Consider the following 26,398-nt stretch of genomic DNA (forward strand, 5'->3'; position numbering starts at 1 on the left):
AAAATATGTTAAAACAGCTAAATTTTAGCTTACACCTTGCATCAATCGCTTAATTAAAGGAGAGAAAAGGATTAAAAATACTCCGGCAATAGCGGCATAAACAGCCAGCTGATAATATCCTGAAGTATAGGATTCCAGTTTGGTTAGCAAAGATACATTGTCTCCGCTTACAGACATTTCTGCTCCAAGTTTTCCTGCGGCAAACTGTCCGAATGCACTTGCTAAAAACCACATACCCATCATCATACCTGTTAATTTTTTAGGTGATAATTGCGTAACCAGCGACATACCGATCGGGCCTAAGCAAAGTTCGCCAATGGTGGTTACCAAATAGCCCAGTGTGAAAAGATTTAATGAAGTTACACCATTTGCATCGGCAAAAAAACGAGTATAAAAGAAGATGTAAAAGGATGCTGCCAGGAACAAGAATCCTACACCAAATTTGATAATCGAGTTTGGTTCCATTTTCTTTTTAGCGAGCCATAACCACAGTAAACCAATTAAAGGACTAAATATAATTACGAATAAAGAATTAGAACTGTTGTTTACTACGTTAGGATCGATATTGAAGAATAAAAGGGTGTGCGACAAGTTTTTTTCTGCAAAAAGAGCCAGTGAACCACCGCTTTGCTCGTAAATGGCATTGAACAAGAAGTAGCAGAAGATAAAGATAAATGCGGCAAACAATTTCATCTGAAATTTTCTGTCTTTAACTTTATACGTCTCATACAGGAAATAAATAATTGATAATGGCGCAATGGTATACATGAAATAATCTGTATAATGCGTGTTTTGAACCATTATCAAAATCAACGGAACAGAGATCAGAGAAAAGAGGTAAACACCAATTTCACGTGCTCTTTTCTTCGAGACAGTCATGTTTTTTAAAGGTGAATCGCCAATAGGGCCTAATGTTCTCTGTGTAAAGAGGAAGGTTACCAATCCTAAAGCCATAACAATTGCGGCAGCAAGGAAGGCATAATTCCATGAAACATATTTACCCAGGTATACACAAAGTGCGCCACCAAGTAGACCACCAATATTGATACCTGCATAGAACATTCCGTAACCTGCATCCCGGCGGGCATCACCCTCTTTATATAAATCGCCTACCATCGACGATACGTTTGGTTTGAAAAAACCTGTACCGATAATAGAAAGGGTAATACCAATATAAAAGAACTCTTTTGGGGAGACCGCAATGATTAAATTGCCGAGGATCATGATCATTCCGCCAAAGAAAAGTGATTTTCTAAAGCCTAAGACTTTATCGGCAAAAATACCACCAAGGAATGTGAATGCATAAACGAATGCCTGAATAGCGGCGTATTGCAGATTGGCATCTTTATCTGTAAGTGCAAGACCTACGATCTTGTCGATCATGAAAATGGTGAGCATACCGCGCATACCGTAAAAGCAAAAGCGTTCCCACATTTCCACTAAAAACAAAGCCCAAAGCTGTTTTGGGTATTTCCCCTTAAAGTCCTGGATCTCCTCCAGCGTAATGTTATGTTGCATTGTTATTTCAGTTAGCTTATCTTACTTCGTGCATTAATTTTTTGATCACTGGAGTTAACAGGATAGACATTACTCCAATAGCAACGGCAACACCTGTTATGATTAAGAAGAAATAGCTAATCCCTTTTTCTGAGGCAATTCTATCAGCGTTTTCTCCAAGTATACCTGCAACTTTATTGGCAATAGCAATAGCCAGGTACCATACACCAAACATAAAGGCAATCATTCTGGCAGGAACAAGTTTACTTACGTAAGAAAGACCTACAGGAGAGATGCAAAGTTCAGCCATGGTATGGAAAAGGTAAACCATGATCAGCCAAAAAATACTTACTGAGGCTGTTTTTGCACCAGGAACAATGTCTCTGGCACCAAAAACAAGAAATGCCATTCCCAGGCCTAATAGGATCATACCTATACCAAACTTAACGTTTGCACCAGGATTAAATCTGCTTTCCCACCATTTAGAGAACAATGGAGCAAGAGTGATAATAAACAATGAGTTAAGTACACTAAACCATGAAGCCGGGATTTGGGTAAGGCTTTCTTTTACTTTCTCAATTTTAAGCGAAGCTAAAGTAGAATCTGAGAGGTTTAAAAACCCTGCTCCATAAAAATCTCGCACTAACATCCAGATAGTAATGATCCATATGATCACAAAGCTGATGCTTAGGATAATATTAGCCAGGCCATATTTTTTGAAGGTTTGCTTAAATAATAGAAACAAAACCCATGTGATAATTCCTAAAGGAACTACAGCAATTAATGAGTTGGCAATTAAGAAGATCAAACTTGAATTACCAACCAAAATTCTGTCGGTATAATCTCTGGCAAAGATGGTTAATGTACCCGGTGCTTGTTCAAAAACAGCGAAAAATGAAAAGGTTAAGAATGCAAAAAAGGTAACTGCGTATAATTTTTCCTTAGTTACCTTTGAATATTTTGTTAGCCTGTAAAATAATAAGAACAGAAACAATCCCAGTGCTAATAATATAGTGAAATTGGTTCCTTCCATTCCAGCTATTTTGAAGTCTAGCAGGTTGCTTGCTCCGTGGGATATCTTGGAAATAGGATCGTTAATAACCCAGATTAAACCTAAAGCGGAACAAAGAAGAACAACGATAACCTGCCATAATGTAAATGGAACCCTGTTGTCGACATCATCTTTATCGATTACAATATCTCTTGTTTTAAGTGGTTTTAAGCCGATGTCTCCAAAGATGTTCTGAGTGAAATAGAACTGTAATAAGCCGAACAGCATGAAAACTCCCGCCAATCCGAAACCAATGCTCCACCCAACCTTTTCGCCCAGGTAACCACATAATAATATTCCAAAAAATGCACCTGCATTTACACCCATATAAAAAATGGTGTATGCACCATCTTTCTTTTCAGGATGGTCTTTGTACATTAAAGATACTATTGAGGTCATGTTTGGTTTGAAAAAACCGGTTCCAAAAACCAATAGGCCAAGACCAAGGTAAATGAAAAATGGCGTTTCTACCGCCATGCAACCGTGACCTAAAGTCATCAATAAAGCCCCAACAATTACAGCCCATCTAAATCCAATTAATTTATCTGCAAAGTAACCGCCAAGCATAGTGGACAGATATACCAGAGCGGTATATGATCCGAAAAGCGACATCGCATGTTCCCGTGGCCAGCCCCAGCCTGGATGATCTCCTAAAACAGATGCTGTAAAGAACATGACCAATAGGGCCCGCATACCATAGTAGGAAAATCTTTCCCACATTTCTGTGAAGAATAAAACAAACAGTCCAGCGGGATGCCCCAGCACTTTACTTTCAAAAAAGTTATTTGGCGTATCCAAATTTTTTGTATCCATTTTAGTTTTCTTGTGTGTTATTTATAGTAAGTTTAGTTAGTTCAAGTATATTAATCTAATGCTATATCAACCTGACATGCGTTTTATATCAGGATTTTATGTTTTGTTTCGGAGTTTTTTATGTTAGTTGATTGTGCTTTTCCCTCTTTTTGTAAAAATAAGCATCGCGCAAGATAGGCACATGATGGCAAACTCCCAAATTTTTAATTTCCATCAAAGGTGTATTAAATACACTTAAAGCTTCTTTATAGCCTTAATTTTCTTGTCTTTCGGATCTGAAAAAAGGTCGTCCATCTGGTTCGGCTCATTCTTTAATTCTATGTTTTCTACTAGCTTTAATCGTCCGTTTAATAGTTTATACGCATCAAAACTTAAATCGGATGCATAATATTCAAAATTTCCCGTCATTTCTTCCGAAATAGGGGCCAGGTGATCAAATACAATCATATTAACGTTCTTATCGAGCGTTACCGTCATTGTATTTTGTTTGTTGTATTCAAAAACTATCCTGTTCCTGGTAGCTTTACTTTTGGCTTCTTCAAATACAGGCTTACCAAAAATGGGTTGTTGTTCCTTATTAAAAGAAAGCACATCAATCACCTTTTTAGAAGTTTTTAAACTATTTCCTTTCCAGCCTATTAATACGTAATAAGGTTGTTGACCATTCATAATAACCGGTATGATTTCATAATACCGGGCACCATACCAGTTTTTATTGCCATTAATGCCATTGGTATCCTTAATATTAGCAGTATCATCAATAAGAGGAAACATTTTTAATTTTCCATCTTTTGTGGCCATTTGAATGGTGCCAAAAAAACGATAAGAACCATCATCAAGAGGCACATACCATGAGAATATCCTGAACGAGTTATCAGGCGATTTAAGAATGGTAATTTTTTTTAATGAATCGAAAGGATAAAGAAAAGATCCCTGAGTTTTTAGGGAGTTCACCAATGTTTTTATAAAAGTCGCATTTTTAGTATACCGCTCAGAGTTGCTGGTCGCGTTAAATGTCTCTTCACTAAGCTTGCTTAATGAATCCTGGAATTTATGCATTGCAGGACCATTGTTAAAAGCAAAACTATGCTGTGCCTTAAGCGTTGCTGTGGCGCAGCATAGTATCATTATGAGTATCAAAGGTTTTAACCTCTTTCGCATCTATTTAATCTTTTCTATAACTATTGCACTGGCACCACCGCCACCATTACATATTCCGGCTACGCCTATTTTTCCATTGTTTTGTGCCAGAACGGAAAGTAGTGTAACTACAATTCGTGCACCCGAGGCCCCCAGTGGGTGACCTAAGGAAACTGCTCCGCCATTTATGTTCACTTTTTCTTCATTAAGTCCAAGTTCCTTATTGTTTGCAAGTGAAACTACAGAAAATGCTTCGTTAATTTCGAAGTAATCAACATCGGCAATGCTTTTGCCAGCTCTTTTTAATGCTAATGGAATTGCTTTAGATGGAGCAGTAGTAAACCATTCAGGTGCCTGTTGTGCATCAGCATAAGCCAGGATTTTGGCCAAGGGCTTTAATCCAAGTTCTTTTGCCTTATCAGCACTCATTAAAACAAGAGCTGCGGCGCCATCATTAAGTGTTGAAGCATTGGCCGCGGTAACGGTTCCATCTTTTTTAAATACCGGTTTTAAACCGGGTATTTTATCAAATTTAACAGCAAAGGGTTCTTCATCTTTAGAAACAAGTGTTATTTCGCCTTTGCGGTCTTTTATTTCTACCGGAATTATTTCTGAATCGAATTTTCCTTCAGTTTGTGCTGTTTGTGCTCTTTTATAAGAGGTGATTGCAAAAGCATCCTGATCTTCTCTGCTGATTCCACATTCTGAAGCACATAATTCGGCGGCAGAACCCATGTGGTAATCGTTATAAACATCCCACAGGCCATCTTTAAGAAGACCATCTGTAATCTGACCATGACCTAAACGGTAACCGGTGCGTGCTTTATCCAAATAGTAAGGAACATTGCTCATACTTTCCATTCCTCCGGCAACAATGATATCAATTTCTCCCAGTGCAATACTTTGAGCAGCAAGCATGATTGCTTTTGTGCCGGATGCACACACTTTATTAATTGTGGTGGCAGGAAGATCGGGCAGACCAGCGAATTTAGCTGCCTGTGTTGCAGGCGCCTGACCAATATTGGCTGATAAGACGTTGCCCATGTAAACTTCCTGAATATCTGAGGGCTTTAGTCCTGCTTTTTCCACTGCCGCTTTGATGGCCAAAGCGCCTAATTGGGTAGCAGAAAAGCTTGATAATGCACCTCCAAAGCTACCAATTGGAGTTCTGATAGCAGATACAATTACTACTTCTCTCATTTACTGTGTTTTAAGTTAGTTGAAAGCAAAGTTATATAATTACAGTCATTCAGTGGTTATAACTGACCATTTTTAACATTATTGATCTGTATCATTTTTGTTTAACCGTTTTCTCCTGTTGGATTTTACGGCCTGATTGAGCAAAAATTCTATCTGTCCGTTGGTGCTCCTAAACTCATCTCCGGCCCATTTCTCAATCTCTTTAAGTAGTTCAGGGTTTATTCTGAGAACAAAAGCTTTTTTATCTTTTTCAGACATATCTAATTGTTAATTATATAATGTCCCGGTATTAACAACGGGTTGAACATTACGGTCACCGCATAGCACTACCAGAAGATTACTAACCATAGCCGCTTTGCGTTCCTCATCCAATTCTACGATATTTTTTTCAGAAAGTCTATCCAAAGCCATTTCTACCATTCCAACTGCACCTTCCACAATAAGTTTCCTTGCAGCAATTACGGCTGTAGCTTGTTGGCGCTGTAACATCGCACTTGCAATTTCCTGGGCATAGGCAAGGTGAGAAATTCTGGCTTCAACAACCTCTATTCCTGCGCGCGACAATCTTTCGCTTAATTCGGCTTCAAGTAATGAGCTTACTTTTTCTGCACCGTCTTTTAAGGTAATTGTGGCCTCTTCATCTTCAAAATTATCATATGGAAAAATATTGGCCAAATGCCTAACGGCGGCTTCACTTTGTATTGTTACATACTGCAGGTAGTCTTCAACTGCAAATGTTGCCTTTGCAGTTTCCTTTATTTGCCAAACTACAACAGCTGCAATTTCAATTGGATTTCCAAGCTTATCATTTACTTTAATCTGATGCCCGTTTAGGTTTCTCGCTTTTAATGATACCTTTCTTTTAATGGTTAAAGGGTTAACCCAAAAGAAGCCATCGGTTTTAACTGTGCCTACATACTCGCCAAAAAGGGTGAGTACTTTAGCCTCATTTGGGTTGTTGATGATAAAGCCAGGCAGTATTAAAAAACCACAAATGGCTAAAATAACTTCTACAACTACAAAACTTTGAGCTGCCATTGCCAGTAATCCGCAAAATAATATGAGCGCAATAAATACAGCAATCATTCGAATGCCCGCAGGCGGAGTAATAATTTTTTCCTGATACATAATGATATTAATTTGATATCATAAAGTAAGCAATAATTTTCCATTAAAACAATAGTTAATTAGCAGGTATCCAGGTTGTTTTTTGTATATGAAGAGTCGATAGTTAAAATCCATTATAGCTTTAAAGGCAATAAAACAAACATTCAAATGAAAAATTAATGTTATTTTTGAATCAAATTCAACATAAATCGCTTTGGCAAAAATCAACAAGAATTCTCACAGGGTACTTTACCGTAAGTATACATCAAACATTAAGTATATCATGATGGTGCTTTCTGTATTGATAATAACTGCTTTTTTACCAAAACAGCCACGTTTCAGGTACGAATTTGAAAAGGGAGAGATCTGGAAAAATAAGGACCTTATATCTCCATTTAATTTTGCAATATTAAAGACAAACCCACAAGTAGATACAGATAAAAAGGATGCATTAAATAATGTATTGCCTATTTATACTATAAATAAGTATCTGATTAATGATGTTGAAGAGGCTTATTTAAATGAGTTTGATGTAAAGTGGAGAAGTAATGCCCTTCCAGAAAATGAAAAGGAACAATACAGACAGGCCTCGTTTAAACTTTTAAAATCGATTTACGATAAGGGGATTATTGCAATTAATGCCAAACATCAAAAAGGAAGTAAGAATTATGATTTCTCTTTGCTGGATAATAATATAAGTAAAGCGGTTAGTACTCAAGATGTATTTACCGTACAAACTGCTCTTGATTATTTTAAAGATAATTTCCAGTCTGTAAATCTGAAAGTTAAGGAGGTAATTGTTAATCTTGTTGAAGATCATTTGCAGCCCAACATTATTTTTAATGAGAAATTGACGGCTATCGTACAAGAGAATGCAATAAATAGTCTTTCTACAACCAGAGGAATGGTTCAGAAAGGCGAGCTGATCATTGCTAAAAATAATGTGATTGACGACGAGATTTACCAAAAGCTGCAGTCATTTAAGGAAATATATGAAGCGCAGTCTAAAACAATTGGTGATAGCAGCCTGGTTTATTTTGGTCAGATCCTGCTTGTAGGCTTTAATGTTTGTTTGCTAATGGTGTTTTTACACTTGTTTCGCAAGGATATATTTGCCGACAACCGTCAGCTTTCTTTGATATTACTGGTAACGACGAGTATGCTTTTGGCCTTATCTTGGGCTATAAAGCTTAGTCTCCCTAGTTTATATTACATTCCATTTTGTATAGTCCCCATTATTATAAGGATATTATTTGATACCAGGTTGGCACTATATCTGCATTTATTGGTGATCCTGATTGCCGGTTTCTTTGTGCCAAATAGCTTTGAGTTTGTATTTTATCAAACAACTGCCGGTATGGTGGCTATCTATAGTATTCGGAATTTGGTTAAAAGAGAGCAATTGCTATTGTCGGCTTTATTTATATTGTCGGCATATTTTATTTCTTTTATTGGCATTGCATTATTGAGGGAAGGGGCTATCGGTCAGATAGAATGGATGAATTTTGTTCCATTTATTGTTAGTGTATTGCTTTCTTTGCTTGCTTATCCTTTGATTTATGCTTTTGAGAGGCTGTTTGGAATCACCTCTGATGTTGCATTAATTGAGCTTACTAACACTAATAATAAACTGCTAAGGGAGCTGGCTTTTAAAGCTCCTGGTACGTTTCAGCATTCTTTGCAGGTAGCAAATCTGGCCGAGGCCGCAATATTCAAAATAGGAGGGAACTCATTGCTTGTTCGGGCGGGGGCATTGTACCACGATATTGGTAAAATAGAGAATCCTCAATATTTTATTGAAAACCAAAATACCGGACTTAGTCCGCATGATAAGCTGCCATATGAACAAAGTGCCCAGATCATCATTAAACATGTGCACAAGGGCATAGAGATCACACGTAAGCATCAATTACCCGAAAGTGTGATAGACTTTATAAGAACTCACCATGGTAATACCCGTGTAGATTATTTTTATCAGTCGTTTTTGAAGAATTCTCCTGAAAAGTTTGTTGATGAGAATATCTTCCGCTATCCGGGACCTATACCTTTTTCTAAAGAAACTGGTGTTTTAATGTTGGCAGATTCGGTGGAAGCGGCCTCAAGAAGTCTGAAAAATCCGGACGCCCAGAGCATAAATGACCTGGTTGAACGCATAATTGACTATAAACTGGAGCAAAATCAATTAGATAATTGCGATATTACATTAAAAGATCTCGAAACTATAAAGCTGATATTCAAGACAATGCTTATGAGTATCTATCATGTTCGAATAGATTATCAACAAACTCTATAAAATTTCTTTTGCAAATATTAATGAATTGCTATATTTGCAACCTCGAAAGGGAGATTTCGAGATACGGAGGGATGCCTGAGTGGCCGAAAGGAACAGTTTGCTAAACTGTCGTACTGGCAACGGTACCGAGGGTTCGAATCCCTCTTCCTCCGCAAAGCCGGAAAAGTGTCTGTTTTTAGAACACTTTTCCGGCTTTTTTATATCTATTTGAAAACGAATGAATTGTGTTTGTTTTTGAGTTTCTAAAAATAGAAGAGATAAAATTACTCAGCAATCTCATTTAAGCGTCTAAAAATATTTTTTAAGTTAATTTACTGTATTTCAATATGTTGTTTGTTTTTGTCTGATACGAAAGAATGAGGACGTAACATTGAAATTCTGAAAATTGTAAGAGGGGACATGGGATTCGAACACCTTCATAGATCCAAATACTAAGGTTTTTGTATGTACTATTAACGACAGTTCGTATTTTCTATAGTCAACTTAGCAAAGTTTACTAGAAAACTTAGTGTTTCTTGTGATTTAACATTTTGTTTTTTAGGGTTTTATATCTTTCTCTTGTTAATGCTAAAACTACCATTTCTTTGATAAACATGGTATTCCTACTGCTTTGTAGATACTCATGATACTCTGCTCACAGTCTTTCTTAATAATCAGGAAATCTTCATTTTCGATTTCTCCATTTTGTATAAGTTCTTTGGTTTTGAGTATCCTTTTGTAGCCTGTTCATATGGCCTTACCCGGATATATAAATATACAGTTTGTATGCTACTCAATTCCTTCTAAAAGGATGAAAATTGATTGTTGTTCCCACAATGCAATATTATTTAATAACTTAATAATAGATTGACAAGCAATTCTAGAATGAATATTTTTTTTGGAAAATCCTAATAAACTTCAGTAGGAAAATTGGCATTTACGATGACTCAACATTATGTTACCGACTGAAGCCTCTTTTTCCATTTAACAAATTCATGCCAGATTACGGATGAGAATCCGATGCCAATACTGAGGGACAGCTGGATTAAGCTCAGTGACTGAAATCCAAAGAATACTGTTAATGGTTTGATGTAGAGAATAGCACCTGAAATAAGTATAGTGATCATAATTATGAGAAATACCAGGTTGTTTTTGTACTTTATGGTAGTAAGTAGAGAATAATAGAAAGATCTGTTAACCAGAGTGAGCAATACATTTGCCGCGATTAAACAGGTAAATACCATGGATCTTGTGAGGAGTTCTCCATAACCATGTTGAACGGCATATTGATAGATAAATAGAGTTCCTGCGGTAATCATTAATCCTTGCAGGATGCTTGTGGTCAATTCTTTCCCGCTGAAAAATGTGTTAGAAAAAGGGCGCGGTTTCTGAAGCATGGTGTTTTGCTCTATCGGTTCATTTTCATAAATAATGGAACAGGTTGGCCCCATCACCAGTTCTAAAAATATAATGTGAATGGGAGAAAAAATATTGGGATAAATCCAACCCAGGGCTAAGGGAATAAATACGGTTAATATGATGGGGATGTGAATAGAGATGATGTATTGAATTGCTTTTTTCAGGTTGGTGTAGATTCTTCTGCCCATTGCTATAGCAGTTACCATTTTGGCCAGGTCATCTTCCAGCAGGATCAATGAAGCGGCTTGCCTGGCGATTTCTGTGCCTCTTTTTCCCATTGCAATCCCAATATGTGCGGCTTTCAGGGCAGGACCGTCATTTACTCCATCACCGGTCATGGCAACGATTTCATTGTTTGATTTTAAGGCGTTAATGATCTTGAGCTTCGCATCCGGGAACATCCTGGAAAATATGTTCATTTGCATTACAGTGCGCTGAAGTTCTTTTTCCGGCATTTTCATAAGCTCATCACCGCTGATGCTTTTTTCGTACCCTTTGAACCCGATTTGTCTGGCGATAGCGGTGGTGGTTGCCGCATTGTCCCCGGTGATGATTTTAACGGCAATTCCAGCCTGGTAGAAATCCTTTAATACTTGCTCAATGTGTTGTTTGGGCGGGTCATAAAAGGCCAGCATACCGATGAATTTAAACTTAAATTTTTGCTGCTGATCCGGAAACTGAGATCCCGTAAAATCCGATTGGCCTACTGCCAGGACGCGGTATCCCTGTGAGGCAAGTGAGTTAACAGCCATTGTAATCTTTTCTTTTTCAAAAGCCTCAAGTACCGATACCGCAATCAGGGCTTCAGGGGCGCCCTTAGCTGCGATGATCCGTATCCCGCTTTTATTTTCAAATATGTGGGTCATCATGGGCGGTTTTCCACCTAAAGGATATTCGTGAACCATTTTATAGTCCGGGCGTTCATCGGAGAATGTAGTTTCAGCATAACCATGGTGTAAGGCGACTTCCATTGGATCGAATGGAATAGGTTCACTGGCCCACATCCCCATTCGGATCAGGGCTTTTTCTGCATCATTAAGACCCTGGTCAGGAGCTGCTATTTTATCGGATGCCAACAGATATAGTCTGGCAAGACTCATTTTGTTTTCGGTAATTGTTCCGGTTTTGTCTGTGCAGATTACCGTCGCACTGCCCAGTGTTTCTACGGTTTTCATCTGTTTGACCACGACCCCCATTTGCATCATGCGCCATGCCCCCAGTGCCATAAAAGTAGCGAAGGCCACCGGTATTTCCTCTGGCAATATACTCATGGCAAGGGTAAGTGCCTTTAACAGGCTATCCAGTACATCGAGGGAATTAAAGTAATTAATGCCCCATACGATGCAAAAAACGGCTGCTCCGGCAACCACCATTTTTTTGATAAAATTGTTGATTTGAATTTCTAGTGGTGTCTTTTCTTCTTTGATATCTTCCAGACTTTTACCAATTTTTCCCAATTTGGTGCCATTTCCAATCGCTGTAACCACTGCTATGGCCAGCCCGCTGGCTACAGTGGTGCCCTGGAAAACCTCGTGATCGGTACTGTCTTTGTCTTTATATACCGCAAAGGATTCCCCGGTAAGTATAGACTCGTTTACAGAGAAGTCATTAGAATGAACAATACTGCCATCGGCGGTAACAGAGGTACCTTCTTGAATGATCAGATAATCACCGATTACAATTTCTTCACTTTTAATCTCGGTGGTCTGACCATCCCTGATGACCTTGCAATGTGGCTGACTGTAGGTTTTCAGTTTATCCAAAGCATTTCTGCTTCTGGAGTCCTGATAAAGTGAAATAGCCGCTACTAAAATAACTGCTGATGCCAGAAAAATGGCATCTGACGATTGATCGCTAATGAGGTAAATAACCGCGGCGGCCATCAGTAAAATAACCATTGGTTCTTTTGCCAGGTTTTTAATGGCATCTATAAGCGCATACTCCTTTTTAGAGGTTAAACGGTTATCACCATTTTTTGATCTTGAGGCAATCACTTCTTGCTTCGATAATCCGGGGATATTAAAGTTGTTTGCAGGCATCTGTTTAAGATTGATACTTTAAAAATCGGTTATATTCCCGAGCATAGGAGTGATTCAGATCATTGTTTTGCTTGATTCCTGCTCAGGTGGTTTTTACCCCAAAAAGATAGCCAACCAATGCGGTCATGACCATGGCTGCCGTTCCCCAAAAGCAAATTCTCAGGACGGCCTTTCCCCGGCTAGAACCACCTGCTTTTGCCGCAACCAATGCTGACAAGCCCAGGAATACTATAGAAAAGCCATATTGGTAAATGAGCATCAGTTTTATTGGTGCAAATATCGAAACCAGCAACGGGAGCAAGCCACCAATGATGAAGGAAGCTGCTGAGGCTAATGCTGCCTGCATCGGTTTCGCCTGGGTGATCTCGTTAATACCCAGTTCATCCTTAGCATGCGCCCCCAGGGCATCATGGGCAGTGAGTTGGACTGCCACTTGCTTGGCCAGGTTTTCATCCAGGCCTCTTTGGCGATAAATATTGGCCAGCTCCTGTAGTTCCGCATCCGGTGTATTCTCCAGCTCTCCTTTTTCTCTCGTCAGGTCAGCGACCTCGATGTCCGATTGTGAGCTTACTGAAACATATTCCCCTGCAGCCATGGATAATGCTCCTGCTACCAGTCCTGCCAGTGCAGCAAGAACAATCGGTTCCCGTGTGGTACTTGCTGCTGCAATCCCTATTGCCAGACTTGTAGTAGAAAGGATGCCGTCGTTTGCCCCTAAAACTGCAGCCCTTAACCAGCCGCTTCTGTTGGTATAATGTTCCTCAATTTCCATACGATGTTTTACCTCCATTGATCATGTCTGATACGATGCCCTTGTTTTCTTTTCTTTCAGCCAGTAATACCCCTGCAATGTGTACTCCAATAAAGATCAGGATCAAATACATACAGAAACCATGAAATTCTTTGATGCTGTGGCTTGTCCCCTTGCTGATACCCAGTTCCTGATCAAATGCCATAGACAGTCCTGTAACGCCCATAATAATTAACAGCAGGTAGAAAATAAGGTATAGTGCTTTAACGGTAAGATCGTGCAAAGCCAGATTGGATTTTTTACTGTGCCTGCGATAAGTCTGATATGCACTGTTCAAGCTGCTGAAAAATTTTTGTTTACGAGGTTGAAAAATTTCAGCAATTAACCTGAACAACAATATTGCGACCAGGGCGTAACCAAAATAGATATGGATGCCCCAAACCTTGTCTTCAAGGCCATGGGCTACGCTTTTAGCTTGCCCGGGGGTTACAGAAACACCGGATTTCTGCAATTGTTGTTGTACATAGCTTGTATTGCCTTTTACATCTAACAAGGTTGAATTTAACAAGACTGTTAATAATGATCCGCTAATGATTAGCAGGTTCAGCCAATGCCATACCCTAACAGAGGCACTATGTTTTTTGATATCAGATGGATTGTCAATATCTTTTCTTAGCGGTTCGATAATAGCCATGGCGATTGTGTTAATCTTATTTTACTTTTAAATTTAAGGTAATAATGTTAGAAACCAGTCCTGTAGATCTGCTGTAATGTCCGTATCTCAGTTCCAGCATGTTAAGATGTTGCCAGCCAAATACACCATGGGGTGGGGCAAGTCGTATCCCTGCGCCATAGAAATCACTGTTCAGAGTAGATAGGTCATAATCACTGGTAAAATAGGCAGCGGAAGGATCATGTTGGCCATAGGGAGCGAAATAGCGTGATCCGGTTTGCTTGTTATAACGATAAAAAGGACTTAAAGAGATAAATGAGGTTAGTTTTACAGGAACTTCTATTTCGGCAGTATGGGCCCTGATGCCCCAGTTATCCATGAAATATCTGTAATAAGTTCGGATGATGACCTGATCACTCGCAAAGTAATTTAACCGGGCTGCAATAGGTAGCTTATAACGCTTGTCGGGCAAGGTTTCTGCTCTTAAAGAGCCATCCGTAAAATAGTCGCGCTGGTATTTGGTGGCCAGTAAACCTTTCTGGTAAGCTGGCTCGACCATGATCAGTGCCTGCAGCTTTTGGTTGATGACCTGGGAAAGAGAGAAAGCGGCACTGAATGAATTTCTTGGACTTGATCCCTCACTTTTTGATTCCCTGCCATTGCCTGGATTGGTTTCAGATCTCAGTTCAACGGGTAGGATGACTTTCCAGGTATCCAAAAATGCCTGCAGTTTGATTTCAAACTGCGTATTTTTATCTTTTGATAAACGAGTAAGGTTAAATCCTGCCCCTAAGGATTGGTAGTCATATTCTGTTGAAAAGGATCCTATAAAGCCGATAGCATTCCCTGTTTTTTCATTACTGTGTGTCCAGTTTAGCGAAGGGTAGACACGCGTGTCTGCCCTGGAGGCAGAAGAGATGGTGCCTGGATCTATTTTATCCGATGAAGCAGAAGTGTAATGGTCTACACCGAGTTCAAACAGAAAAGTGTTTTTATTCCCTGCTTTGTTGAATTTAGACAGCTGCAAATCGAAGGTGTTTGCAAAATCTGTTAGTTTTTCAGTTCCTATACCACCCGTTACAGCCGAATTGTTCCCATCCTGATGGTAATATGCTGATACCAGGTTAATTTCATCAATTTTGAGTTTTCTGCTTTGGTAATTGCTCGTGTCGGAAGGAGTGGCTTTAATTTTAATTTGTCCGTTGGCACCTAATACACCGAGGAACAGCATGAGTACATGCAGATAAATTTTTCTCATTATTTCCGCTAATTACAACCACAACCACCACCACTTTTTCCGCCATTGGCACCCGATCCGCCTTCCCGGTAGAGCTGGAAACTTTGTTCAAATTTCTGAGCTGGTCTCGACGATAAGGTCATTTCGGCGTCGTTGAGCTTGTTTTTTTGATAGGGTTTCACTGTTGCGCACGCACTCAGCAAACTGAGGGCAAAAAGGCTCGTACCTAGAAGTACTGATATTGGAATTGACGTTTTCATATCATTGTTTTACATTAATATTTTTGGAAGTATACAAACGGTCAAAATCATCTATAATGATGCATGCGACATGTTGCAACTGGTTGATCAGATCAAGACCTACCTGAACGCCCATTACCACTACTGGTGTGGCCAGGGCATCAGCCAATTCAGCGCTCGGACAAAGGATACTTACACTTTTGATTCCGCTAACCGGAAGACCGGTCTTAGGATCAATGGTATGCGAATATTTTTTGCCATTAATGGTAGCATATTTTTCATAATTGCCAGATGTTGCAATGGCCATGTTGCTGATGTTTAATGAAGAGAAGGGAAGGTTGCTTTGGTTCGGGTCAGCGATGCCTATGGTCCAGGGTCTATCGTTTAACTGCATGCCCCAGGTCACCAGGTCACCCGCGGCATTAACAATTCCAGCTTTGATACCGATATTTTGCAAAACAAGCTTGGCCCGGTCTGCGGCATACCCTTTGCCAATACCGCCAAATCCAATGCGCATACCCTTGTTTTTCAACATTATTGTCGAATTTTCTGTGTCTATTATTACGTTTTGATAGTTGATCAGACTTACCGATTGAAGCGCAGTTTCAACCTCCGGAAGCGAGGTCATGTTGATGTCAAAATTCCACAGGCTTTTATCAATAGAACCATAAGTAATGTCAAAAGCGCCCTGGGTAATATCCGATATTTTTATGGCCCGCTGGATAAGGGAAACCACCTCTTTATCTACCTTTACGGGTTTTATACCCGCATGCTGATTGATCAGGCTAGTCTGACTGCTGTCTCTGAAAGTGCTGAACAGCGCTTCAATCCGGCTCACCTCTGCTATAGCTGCATCAATTGCCTTTCGGCCGGCAGCTTCATCCTCAGCAATCACCGTGAACTCAAACCGATTGCCCATTAGCTTCAATATACGCTGACAGGATTCTTTGATTCTCATTGCTTGTTAATTACCGGATACTGTGGTTTTGATTTCCTGAACAAACTTTTCAGGACTTTCATTTGGATAGCCATCCCAGGATTTTAAGACTTTTCCATCTTCGTTCACCAGCAGGGTATAAGGAAATTTACCGTCCGGGTTATATTTTTCTGCCAGAGCCTCATTTTGTTCAATTTGTGCTGCAGACAACTGATTCTTTTTTTGACGGGGGAAATCTGCGCGCACCAGTACCAAATGTGGTTTGGCGTAATTCTCAAAGGTTTCGGATTCGAAGATCTCTTTTCTTAAACGAATGCATGGACCACACCAGTCAGATCCTGAAAAATTGATTAAGATCTGTTGATGACCGGCTTTAGCCTGCTGCTGTGCCTCATTGAAATTGCCATTCCAGATTAAGGAAGCTGGAACAAATGATAATAGTATAATTAGTAATATTTTCATCAGTATGCCTTTTGATGAATCTAATATCTATGGGAATTCTGAAGACATTGTGAAGTTGTGTGTTAAAATATGTTAAGGTTTTGTCATCTAATTTTTATTTTCGGAATGCTTAAAGACAATCTTAAAGTGGTGTTGTTCCCGTTGATAGCAGTAACTCAACTGATAATTCTTTCTTATACATACTTGTTTCAAAATGGCCAGTCCCAGTCCCGTACCATCAGAGGCGTTGTCTTTATAAAATCGTTCAAAGATTTTTAAAGGATCCAGGCCCATCTGTGTGCTGGTGTTGGAAAAATCAAGGTTATCTTCGGTCAATGTAATCCGAATGGACCCTCCGTCGTAATTATGTCTTATGGCATTACTGAAAAGATTATTCACCAAAATCTCTACTAAGGAGCGGTTGGCATAAATGATAAATTCGGCGAGTTCTGATTGTATGTTCAAATTCCTTTTTTGAATGAGTTCCTGGAAGTAACCGAGTTTCTCTTCAATTAAAGTCTTAAGGTTAATTTCTTCCCTTGCCTGGAGCTGATTGTTGTCAATTTTCACCAGGAGTAAAAGAGACTGATTCAATTTTGTTAGTTTCGAGGTGGCTTTATACAGATCTGACAGGATTTCACTTTCTTCTTTCCCCAGTGAATTGGACTGCAGCAGGGTGTCAAGTTTGGAGTTGATCACTGCAAGAGGCGTCATCATTTCATGGGCTGCATTTTCAGTAAACAGCTTGATCTCTTTATAATCCGATTTTACCTTTAAGGATACTTCAAGAACAGCTTTGTTCAGTTCTTTAAATTCTTCAATATTGGTTTGGATTGGCTCAAAAACCTTCTCCTGATTAATGTTAAATGCCTTGATGTTTGTTAATAATTGTCTGAATGGCGACCACATTCTTCTGATCAGGATTTTGTTGACCAGCCACAAAATCAATAACAACGCTATGACAGGTAATAAAATGATCAGGATGATGCTTTTGATCTGTTCCTGACGTTCAAATTTTGAGGCGATGATGAGTATTTCGTAAGGTTGCCCGTTCAGCACCAATTGTGTTTTCAGGTATCTTGCAGACTCTTTATGTTTTTTTTTAGGATTGTAGAAATTTGTGTCAGCAAACGATCTGCGGCTATTGCTCAGCTTATGTATTTTTTTATACTCCACGATTACATCATCGAAACCTTCGGGGGATGGCAGAATATTTTTAACATGAGCAAAGTCTTTTACTTCCAGGAGCTCCTCATATAAGTGGTCCTCGATCTGCCTGTTGATGTATTGACCTAATGTCTGATAAAATAAGAATCCTATAATCAAGAGGCCTGTAAGGGTAATGACAGATAAAATGCTGTTGTAACTGGTAAATAATTTCATGCATCGGTGAATTTATAACCTACTCCATAAACCGATTGAAAATAGTCTTTGCAGCCGGAATCTGTCAGTTTTTTCCTTACATTTTTAATATGTGTATAAATGAAATCAAAACTATCTGCCATGTCCGCTTCATCACCCCATATGTGCACCACTGCCGCGGATTTGGAAATCACCTTGTTTTTGTTGACCAGGAAATATAAAAGAAGGTCAAATTCTTTTCTGGTTAGGTACACAAGCTGGCCATTTACTTTGACTTCCTTTGAGGCGGTGTCAATTTCCAGTTCATTGAAACTCAAAAGGCTGTTTCCATTGAAATTACGTCGTCTTATAATCGCTAGTGTTCTGGCATAAAGTTCGGATAAATGGAAAGGTTTGATCAGGTAGTCGTCAGCACCGAGGCTTAATCCTTCAATTTTCTGATCCAGGGAATTGCGCGCTGAAATGATGAGTACGCCATCTGCCTTATTGAGCTTTTTAAGATACTTTAAGAGCTGAAGCCCTTCTCCATCAGGAAGGGTTAAATCCAATAAAACGCAGTCATAATCGTAAATAGACAATTTTTGATATCCCTGTTCATAATTTGAAGCACAGTCACAAATATTTCCTTCAGCCGTCAAATACTGGTCAATACTTTGCCTTAAGCCTTCTTCGTCTTCAATAATTAGAAATTTCATACGTAAATATGATATTAAAATCTGAAGACTCTTTGAAGTTGGCCCCCATATTTCCCGATCGCAATCCGCTTCAGCAGATTTACGATGTAGTCGAACTGGGATTTTTTAGCTGATGCTTATTGGTTTGAAAGATTTTGTTTTTGAATATCTGCAGGCGCTGCAGAGCCTCTTCCAATTCCCGTTCCAGCAACGTATATTGATCTATTAAACTGAAGTCAATAGTTTGTTTTGGATCTGTAATCAGTGGTTTAAGTTGCCCGAAATATTCGCGTAGTCTATTTTTCAAATCTGCGCAAATACGGTTTAGACCTGAAAGTCTGTCAAAATCACTTTTGATCAGCATAAAGGAAGCTTTTTTAAAGAGCTTATTAAGCGTGGTCAATTCGCATTCGATAAACGACAGGTCAGTGGTCCATTGCTTGCCAATGAGGAATAGTTCCTGTAACTCTGTTTCGAGTTCATTGTTTTCAATTGTTGTTGCAGGTGTCATAACATAAGGTTTAATAATGTGTAAATGTTCCCTTAATTCACTGTTTTTCAATTGATGGAGCTCAGTTTTATACATGATATTCATCACGTTTTGAGGGGAAAATGGCTTGGTTTCAGACTGGGGTCTTCAGAAAAGATCGTTTTGCTTATTTATTAATGACAAGACCACTGAACAGCTTTCATGGAATTTAATCGATAAGGAGTCTTTTAACAGATCTTCCTGGTTTAAAAAGCTGTGTTAAATCAAGTTAATCCGTGACGCGGATCATTAAATAGTCGCGTAATAACCTGGAAATTTAGGGTTTAATTTAATGGATATGAAGATTTTAGTGAATTTGGTATTTTTGTTAGGTGCTGTTTCAGCAGTAAAATGCCAGGAAGCCAAATCTCAGCAGGCAATCTTAGCTGAAATGAAAAAGTCAACCTTCGGTATTGAATTGTGTTATCCAAACTCTGTCAAAAGGTTTTATAAGGCAAACGGCTTTAATTATGCATGGATCAAACCTAAAGACAAGGCGGGCCAAACCTGGACGGGGATGCTTTTGCTGGACTGTGTGCTTCAATTTGGACTTAATCATAACGATTACCATCCAGAAAAACTGTCCTATGACAGCTTAAGAACCATGATCAATGAGCCTGAAAAGGTCAGTGAGGTAGCCAAAGCTCAGTATGATCTGTTGCTGACTGATGCGCTGATTACTTTTATGAACCATTTGCATTACGGAAAGCTCAACCCTGAAGTTAGCTCAGCAAAGATAGATGGTGGAGGGTTAAAGGGATTTAGTGCCGAATCTGAGCTCATCGGTGCGCTAAAAGGAAAGGACTTCATGTTGACCCTGCTCAGCGTACAACCAAAGACTAAGGAATATGAGCAACTACAAAGTTATATGAGACTGATAAAGGGACAGTATGTCGACGACTGTTATGAAGTGCCCGAAACTGAGGCAAGAAAAATTGCCATTAATATGGAGAGACTAAGATGGGCGAATATTAATGGATTTAATTATATCCACATCAATATTCCGTCCTATTCAGTAAAGCTACACGAAAAAGATACCACTTATGATTTTAAGGCAATCGTGGGCAAAGCTGAAACACAAACGCCTGTGTTGAGCAGTAGTGTAACTCAAATTACTACCGGACCGGACCGCAAGGTTCCACAACATGTTTTTACGCAAACGCTCTTGCCACAGGCTATTAAAAACTCGGATTTTTTTGAGCACAATCATTATGAGATATACGATATCAAGGGAAAGCATATTGCAATAAACAGTTACAGGATAAGACAGATAAATAGTAATCCGGCGCATTATTTTGCCCGGCAGTCCAATGCTTGCGACAACTCTTTAGGCGCGCTGGTATTTCAATTCTCAAATAAATTCAATATTTATTTACACGACAGCCCCAATCAAGCACTTTTTGAGCGAGATCTAAGGGCGCTAAGTCATGGATGCATCCGGGTTCAGCAGGCGGAGAGACTGGCTGAATTGCTACTAAAGTACGATGGTTCAGAAAGTAAAATTCCCTTGATGCAGAAGTCGGTAAATGCCTATCAGAAAAGGAACTTCATACTGAGGAACCCGGTTCCGGTTAAGATCACATACCTCACTTGTGAGATCCAGGAAGGACTGCCGGTTTTTTACAAGGATATTTATCATTTGGATGAAACCCTGGAAAACCAGCTTTATGGAATGAGTGAGCCCAGCCTCGCCGATAATTTATGAAGTGAATTTTGTTAAGAATTATTATGGGGCGTATGTGTTGGGAATCCTGGAACGTGCAGTTCGGCGTGAGGAAATAAGCATTAGTGAGGTATCCAGAAGAATGAAGGTCTCTCGAAGGACTTTGTATAACTGGTTTGAACAGCGTACATTAGATATAAGTCTTTTATCAGCTATAGGAAGGATCATCAACCATGATTTCAGCAAAGAGCTTGGTGAGGATTTGAGTTTCAGTGATGATCAACCTGGTAAGGTAGATAAAACGCATCTTAAATTGTCAGACCCCTCTCTTCCAGAAGAGCATGTGCATTACTGGATGCGGAAGTACATTGTTTTACTCGAGGAATATAATCAGCTCACCGATAAAATTGAACTTTAGCGTCAAACCGATCCTTCATCCCTCAGTCCAGTCTGTGGTTCAGCTAGAAGTTTTGAACTGGGTTGGTTCATTTTATCAGAATTCTCGTTTTTATATTATTAGTTTATGCAGCCAATTAAACGAACTGCCTGGCGAAATGATGAAAATGCGCTTGTCATCAGCAGGACCCTTTTACAGCAGATTAGTTCTTCAACTTGGTGATGCGACTAATGTCGATCAGGCATAGCTGATTGCCATTCTTTTCTATCAGGCCCTCTTCCTTAAAATCTGAAAGTGTTCTGCTTACTGTTTCCAGGGCAACTCCGGCCAGTTCAGCTAGCTCGTCTCTTGATATGTTTAACAGGATGGGAGAGGCTGAGGTCTTACTTAAACGCAATAGCACCTGTGCGATGCGTTTTCGTACCGAAAGGTAGGCCAGTTCTAATAGCTGTTCTTCTTTTTGGTGGATGTCTTTGGACAATATTTTGATAAACTGACGACTTACTTCCGGATATTTGTTCAATAAGTTTACAATAAGTTCCTTTGGCAATAAACAAACCGAAGTATGTTCCGTTGCCTCAGCAGTCTCAGTGTACGCTTCTTCAAGCAATAGCGAGTCCAGGCCGATGTAGTCGTCTGGTTTATATAAACTGGTGATCAATTGCCGACCATCAAGGGCTCGTTTGATCATTTTGATGCTGCCCTCCATAAGCAGGTATAATCCCTGAGGGCTGTCTCCTTCATAAAACAGCACCTGTTTTTTTTTTATGCGTTTGATTTTACGGCCGGCAATAAGCGCTTTAAGCTCGTTCATCCCATCTCCCGGGTTCAGCGATAGTCTCTCCAGGTGATTTAATGTACTGCGGTAGGCATCTTTCTGTTTTTGCCATTTGTTGATTCTGGTTTCTATTGCAGTGATTAATTCCATATCATCAAAAGGCTTGGTCAGGTAATCATCAGCACCCATTTCCATGGCCTTTCTGAAATCAATCCGTTCGGTCTTGGCGGTCAGGAAAATAAATGGTATTTCAGAGGTAGCACTGTTTTTGCCGAGTAAATACAACACTCCATATCCATCCAGTTCGGGCATCATAATGTCGCACAAAATAATATCAGGCTTATGCTGGCTGGCAAGCTCGATTCCTGCTTTTCCGTTATTAGCCTTAAGTGCTTTGTATCCGGATAGTTCCAGTATCTCCGCACAGCCTTCCCTGATATCGTTGTCGTCTTCGATGATCAATACAGTTTTCATGATTCCAGATGAAGGTAAAAAACTTAAAGTGTGACAGATGGTAAGTTAGGCAATTATTTTCCATTAACACAGATAAAAATTAAAATTTGTTCCGAAATCTACTTCACTTAAATGGATATATTGATATAAAGTAAGTACAGTATTTATTTGAGTTTATAATAATGTTTATCAATATCTTATGTTATTTATGTCATGTTCTGATTGAATCTTAGGTGCGAAAAATTTCCTGGTTTTTCCTGCTGTTGAGACGCAAATAGAAAAAAAAGAGCAAGCCTCTTGTAAATTACACCTTAAAACCGCACCCATTTTATCTTCATCAATCCGGGGCATTAATAAAAATCAATTTTCCCAGCTGTTAAGGGTATTTATCGTTTCGTGGGCTATTTCTTCCAAAGCTTCAGTGGTTAGAAATGCCTGATGTGGTGTAATCAGTACATTAGGCATCCTCATCAGTTCCGACAATAGCGGATCCCTGACCTGGTCTGCTTCATGATCTTCAAAAAATAAGCCATGCTCATTTTCATACACGTCAAGGCCTAAATAGCCGATTTTACCTCTTTTCAGCGCATCCAGGGCGTCTGTTGTTTTGATCAAACCTCCGCGTGCGGTATTGATGATCATCACTCCTGTTTTCATTTTTTCAATGCTCGTGCAGTCAATAATTTGTTTGGTCTGTTCATTTAACGGGATATGGAGGGAAATGACGTCAGCATTTTTATACAGAGCATCCAGGTCAACCATCTCAATGTCGGGTAAATTCTGCCCGGGGAGGATATCATATCCGATAATTTTGCACCCAAGTCCCTTGAAAATTGGTATTGCCGCCTTGCCGATGTGTCCCAGGCCAATCAAGCCTACTGTTTTTCCGTAGAAATTAAAGCCAATTAAGTTATTCAGGCTAAAGTTAAAATGTTGACATTGTTGGCTTGCCTGCACCAGATGACGGCTTAATGCAAGGGCAAGGGCGGCAGCATGTTCAGCAATCGCCTGGGGTGAGTAGGCCGGTATGTTTGCGATCTTTATTCCATATTTTTCTGCGGTGACCCTGTCAATATGATCTATTCCAACAGATCTGGTGGCAATGTACCTTATCCCTAAAGCTGCCAGCTTGTGAATAACAGGTGCGGTGACGTTATCATTGGTGAAGACGACCACTGCATCTGCCCCCTCGGCAAATGAGGTGGTTTCCGTACTCAATGTCCGTGTGGTAAAAACAAGGTCATGCCTTTGGTTATTGGCATGTAGCATCAGGGATTTCTCAACGGATTTTGTGCTGTAAAAAATTGCTTTCATGATTGGAAAAATTAAATGTATTGAGTTTGATAATTCAGGTGAATGAATTGTATCGCTATTTCTTCCTGAAAACCAGTAATGGAAGCTTGGAAACGGAAGAAAATTCAGCAGAAATACTGGATAAAAAGATTTTTTCAAAAATTGTTCTCCTTTGATTGCTGAACATAATTAATATTGACGGTTTGATGCTTTTTATATTTTTGTTGATGTTTGCGATCAATGTTTTTTCATAATCGAGGGTGTCGAAAACTGCACTAATGTGGTGTTTATTGAGTTTTTGGGTTAAAGTGTTGAAGGTCCGGGTGTCGGCAAGGTAATCCAGTGGGGTTTTAAGGTGCAACAGGGTCACTTTTGCATCGATCGAGGTGCTGAAGCTTGTTACTTTCTTTAGCTCATCGTCAAGATCAAACAAATCTGATGCGTAGCAGATACTGAGGATTTCGGTTCTTTTGTAGAATGGAGGAACAGCGATGACTGGAACTTCAGATTTTTTGATCAGGGTGGCTGTATTGGATCCAAGCAATCGACTGGTTTTGCCATTTCCATTCCTGCTGATGCAAATGTAATCGAAACTGTTTTCCTTCGCGAAGGTCATGATATTGTGGTCAGGATTTGCTCCCTGTTTTGCAACGCAATGCAAAGGTTCTGTGAAGGATAGCCTAAGCGATTTATATACACCGGCTATAAACCTGCGCAGTTTCTTGTTGATTTTCGCAAATTCGCTGTTTTCAAAGGAATTGAAAACCCTCTCACTCCATCTGCTTGGTCTTGGGACCAGGTAGGAATGGAAAAATGTGATCTGGCAGTCACTTTGCATGGCAAGTTGCATGGCAAAACGCAATGCCCCCTTTGAGTTTGTGGAGAAATCTGTTGTCACAAGAATCTTTTTCATCATCTGTAATTATGTGGTATGCAGTTCAAACCTAACTTGATTTTCTGGATCAGCCGGTGATCACCATCAGCGGTTCCGGTGATCTTTGTCATGTATTTTTTTTTATGGATTATGAAACTTTGAGCTGGAAATAAGCCTCATCTTAATATAAAATATCATGAAAACTACCTATCTCAATAATGACGCTGCACAATACTGGTGGCTGATGTTTTGTTCCGGAGTATTATTTATAGGACTGGGAATCTGGATGCTTGCCGCCCCAGTCTCGTCTTATCTTTCCCTAAGCCTGTTGTTTGCCTTCGGGATGATTTTTGCCGGGATTTTTGAAGTGACCTTTTCGGTAAGTAACCACAAAAGGCTTCATGGCTGGGGCTGGACTTTGAGTGGGGGGCTGATTGACATTTTCCTTGGAGGCTATCTTTTAAATCTTCCGTTACTGACCATGGTGATCATGCCGGTAATCATTGGCTTATGGATGCTCTTCAGGGGATTTATGGCCATAAGCAGTTCTATTGAACTTCGTGCCTATGGAGTACTGGACTGGGCCTGGCTTTTGCTGACAGGTATCCTGATTGTCGTTTTGTCGGTATTGATTATTGCAGATCCTCTTTTTGGCGCCATCAACATTGTCGTTTGGACCGCTTTCGCGTTCTTATTGTCGGGAATATTCAGAATACTGTTATCCCTGCAGCTCAGGAGTCTGGCCAGAAATCTCTATTGAATCTTCCTTGCTCCAGGAATCATTGACAACCGGTAAATATTAAAATACAGCTGACATGAGCAAATCCGAGATCGTCTTTCTTGACGGACCGCAATCCAGGTGGAAAGAGTTTATCTTCACCTTAAAAACCATGAGGGAGTTTATTCGCGGATTCAGGAAGCTTCATTTTCTGGGGCCCTGTATTACCGTATTTGGATCTGCCCGTTTCAAAGAAGGACATCCTTATTATGAGCTGACCAGAAAGGCTGGGGCAGCATTTGCGTCACTTGGTTTTACGATCCTTACAGGTGGCGGCCCGGGTTTGATGGAGGCAGCAAACAGAGGAGCCAAAGATGTTAACGGCCGTTCAGTGGGCTGCAATATCGAACTTCCTTCCGAGCAGAAACCAAATCAATATCTGGATAAATGGGTTTACATCAATCATTTTTTTATCAGGAAGGTTTTGCTGGTGAAATATTCCTTTGCTTTTGTGGTTATGCCGGGAGGCTTTGGCACTCTGGATGAATTCTTTGAAGCGCTGACCCTGATCCAGACCCGTAAGATCAGTAATTTCCCGATCATCATCCTTGGCAAAGAATTTCACCAGGAACTGATCGCTTATATATTGCGTTTGCAAAAGGAGGGAACCGTGACAAGGGGAGACACAGAACTGTTTCTGGTTACCGACAGTATTGAGGAAGCTGTTGATTTAATTCGGGAAAAAAGCATCAAACAATATGGGTTAAAACCCAGACAGAAACCACATCCTTTTCAATGGCTTTTTGAGCATAGCTAGCAGGCCTCCTCCAGTGCCGATAAT

Annotated in this window: 24 protein-coding genes and 1 tRNA gene; 6 read left to right on the top strand and 19 right to left on the bottom strand. The window is 39.8% G+C overall.

Annotated elements, in window-relative coordinates; genetic code table 11:
* Positions 1–24 precede the first annotated feature (24 nt).
* The 6 genes from HQN86_RS04975 to HQN86_RS05000 form a co-directional block, all read right to left on the bottom strand.
* Positions 25–1,518, bottom strand: a complete 1,494-nt coding sequence (locus HQN86_RS04975) for a peptide MFS transporter (protein ID WP_172659903.1) — start codon at positions 1,516–1,518, stop codon at positions 25–27.
* 16 nt (positions 1,519–1,534) lie between these two features.
* Positions 1,535–3,361 carry a peptide MFS transporter gene (locus tag HQN86_RS04980; RefSeq protein ID WP_172659904.1) on the bottom strand — a complete coding sequence of 609 codons (1,827 nt, stop codon included), beginning with the start codon at positions 3,359–3,361 and terminating at the stop codon, positions 1,535–1,537.
* A gap of 234 nt (positions 3,362–3,595) precedes the next feature.
* Entirely contained in the window at positions 3,596–4,489 is an 894-nt protein-coding gene (locus tag HQN86_RS04985; protein WP_246269434.1) for a hypothetical protein, read from the bottom strand.
* Between the two features lie 33 nt (positions 4,490–4,522).
* Positions 4,523–5,701: an acetyl-CoA C-acyltransferase gene (locus HQN86_RS04990; RefSeq protein ID WP_172659906.1), complete on the bottom strand. Its 1,179-nt coding sequence runs from the start codon at positions 5,699–5,701 to the stop codon at positions 4,523–4,525.
* A 78-nt stretch (positions 5,702–5,779) separates the two neighbouring features.
* Positions 5,780–5,959: a hypothetical protein gene (locus tag HQN86_RS04995; RefSeq protein ID WP_048906559.1), complete on the bottom strand. Its 180-nt coding sequence runs from the start codon at positions 5,957–5,959 to the stop codon at positions 5,780–5,782.
* Positions 5,960–5,968: 9 nt separating this feature from the next.
* Positions 5,969–6,829, bottom strand: coding sequence for an SPFH domain-containing protein (locus HQN86_RS05000; protein WP_172659907.1), 861 nt, complete (start codon positions 6,827–6,829; stop codon positions 5,969–5,971).
* 193 nt (positions 6,830–7,022) lie between these two features.
* On the opposite strand from HQN86_RS05000, the gene HQN86_RS05005 reads away from it, so the two are divergent.
* A complete protein-coding gene (locus tag HQN86_RS05005; protein ID WP_172659908.1) occupies positions 7,023–9,101 on the top strand; it encodes an HD family phosphohydrolase in 2,079 nt (692 codons plus the stop codon).
* Between the two features lie 65 nt (positions 9,102–9,166).
* Positions 9,167–9,253: transfer RNA gene (locus tag HQN86_RS05010), tRNA-Ser, on the top strand.
* 780 nt (positions 9,254–10,033) lie between these two features.
* On the opposite strand, the gene HQN86_RS05015 is transcribed toward HQN86_RS05010, so the two are convergent.
* The 10 genes from HQN86_RS05015 to HQN86_RS05060 form a co-directional block, all read right to left on the bottom strand.
* On the bottom strand, positions 10,034–12,538 hold the full coding sequence (locus HQN86_RS05015; RefSeq protein WP_172659909.1) for a cation-translocating P-type ATPase: 2,505 nt from the start codon (positions 12,536–12,538) through the stop codon (positions 10,034–10,036).
* A gap of 82 nt (positions 12,539–12,620) precedes the next feature.
* Positions 12,621–13,310 carry a VIT1/CCC1 transporter family protein gene (locus HQN86_RS05020; protein ID WP_099437513.1) on the bottom strand — a complete coding sequence of 230 codons (690 nt, stop codon included), beginning with the start codon at positions 13,308–13,310 and terminating at the stop codon, positions 12,621–12,623.
* Positions 13,300–13,983, bottom strand: a complete 684-nt coding sequence (locus HQN86_RS05025; RefSeq protein ID WP_172659910.1) for a cytochrome b/b6 domain-containing protein — start codon at positions 13,981–13,983, stop codon at positions 13,300–13,302. The genes HQN86_RS05020 and HQN86_RS05025 overlap by 11 nt, the downstream gene beginning before the upstream one ends.
* 16 nt (positions 13,984–13,999) lie before the next feature.
* Entirely contained in the window at positions 14,000–15,220 is a 1,221-nt protein-coding gene (locus tag HQN86_RS05030; RefSeq protein WP_172659911.1) for a DUF3570 domain-containing protein, read from the bottom strand.
* Between the two features lie 8 nt (positions 15,221–15,228).
* Positions 15,229–15,381 carry a DUF4266 domain-containing protein gene (locus HQN86_RS26965; protein WP_288879068.1) on the bottom strand — a complete coding sequence of 51 codons (153 nt, stop codon included), beginning with the start codon at positions 15,379–15,381 and terminating at the stop codon, positions 15,229–15,231.
* 79 nt (positions 15,382–15,460) lie between these two features.
* Complete coding sequence (locus HQN86_RS05040; RefSeq protein ID WP_172659912.1) at positions 15,461–16,396, bottom strand: FAD:protein FMN transferase; 936 nt, start codon at positions 16,394–16,396, stop codon at positions 15,461–15,463.
* 6 nt (positions 16,397–16,402) lie between these two features.
* On the bottom strand, positions 16,403–16,837 hold the full coding sequence (locus tag HQN86_RS05045; protein ID WP_172659913.1) for a thioredoxin family protein: 435 nt from the start codon (positions 16,835–16,837) through the stop codon (positions 16,403–16,405).
* Between the two features lie 87 nt (positions 16,838–16,924).
* Positions 16,925–18,199 (bottom strand): sensor histidine kinase, encoded by a 1,275-nt coding sequence (locus tag HQN86_RS05050; RefSeq protein ID WP_216854319.1) that lies wholly within the window; start codon positions 18,197–18,199, stop codon positions 16,925–16,927.
* Positions 18,196–18,873, bottom strand: coding sequence for a response regulator transcription factor (locus HQN86_RS05055; protein ID WP_172659914.1), 678 nt, complete (start codon positions 18,871–18,873; stop codon positions 18,196–18,198). The genes HQN86_RS05050 and HQN86_RS05055 overlap by 4 nt, the downstream gene beginning before the upstream one ends.
* A gap of 79 nt (positions 18,874–18,952) precedes the next feature.
* Positions 18,953–19,438, bottom strand: coding sequence for a hypothetical protein (locus tag HQN86_RS05060; protein WP_216854320.1), 486 nt, complete (start codon positions 19,436–19,438; stop codon positions 18,953–18,955).
* Between the two features lie 241 nt (positions 19,439–19,679).
* Here HQN86_RS05060 and HQN86_RS05065 point away from each other — a divergent pair, with 241 nt between their 5' ends.
* Both HQN86_RS05065 and HQN86_RS05070 read left to right on the top strand, forming a co-directional pair.
* Positions 19,680–21,086 (top strand): L,D-transpeptidase scaffold domain-containing protein, encoded by a 1,407-nt coding sequence (locus HQN86_RS05065; protein WP_172659916.1) that lies wholly within the window; start codon positions 19,680–19,682, stop codon positions 21,084–21,086.
* Between the two features lies 1 nt (position 21,087).
* A complete protein-coding gene (locus HQN86_RS05070; RefSeq protein ID WP_172659917.1) occupies positions 21,088–21,462 on the top strand; it encodes a helix-turn-helix domain-containing protein in 375 nt (124 codons plus the stop codon).
* 181 nt (positions 21,463–21,643) lie between these two features.
* On the opposite strand, the gene HQN86_RS05075 is transcribed toward HQN86_RS05070, so the two are convergent.
* The 3 genes from HQN86_RS05075 to HQN86_RS05085 form a co-directional block, all read right to left on the bottom strand.
* Positions 21,644–22,693: a response regulator gene (locus HQN86_RS05075; protein ID WP_172659918.1), complete on the bottom strand. Its 1,050-nt coding sequence runs from the start codon at positions 22,691–22,693 to the stop codon at positions 21,644–21,646.
* A 339-nt stretch (positions 22,694–23,032) separates the two neighbouring features.
* Positions 23,033–23,986, bottom strand: coding sequence for an NAD(P)-dependent oxidoreductase (locus tag HQN86_RS05080; protein WP_172659919.1), 954 nt, complete (start codon positions 23,984–23,986; stop codon positions 23,033–23,035).
* A 55-nt stretch (positions 23,987–24,041) separates the two neighbouring features.
* A complete protein-coding gene (locus HQN86_RS05085) occupies positions 24,042–24,881 on the bottom strand; it encodes a universal stress protein (protein WP_216854321.1) in 840 nt (279 codons plus the stop codon).
* 154 nt (positions 24,882–25,035) lie between these two features.
* Here HQN86_RS05085 and HQN86_RS05090 point away from each other — a divergent pair, with 154 nt between their 5' ends.
* Positions 25,036–25,599 (top strand): HdeD family acid-resistance protein, encoded by a 564-nt coding sequence (locus HQN86_RS05090; RefSeq protein WP_172659921.1) that lies wholly within the window; start codon positions 25,036–25,038, stop codon positions 25,597–25,599.
* Positions 25,600–25,654: 55 nt separating this feature from the next.
* Positions 25,655–26,374: an LOG family protein gene (locus HQN86_RS05095; protein WP_172659922.1), complete on the top strand. Its 720-nt coding sequence runs from the start codon at positions 25,655–25,657 to the stop codon at positions 26,372–26,374.
* Positions 26,375–26,398: the final 24 nt, after the last annotated feature.

Origin of the sequence: Pedobacter panaciterrae (assembly GCF_013204795.1) — a bacterium.
Taxonomy (GTDB): domain Bacteria; phylum Bacteroidota; class Bacteroidia; order Sphingobacteriales; family Sphingobacteriaceae; genus Pedobacter; species Pedobacter panaciterrae.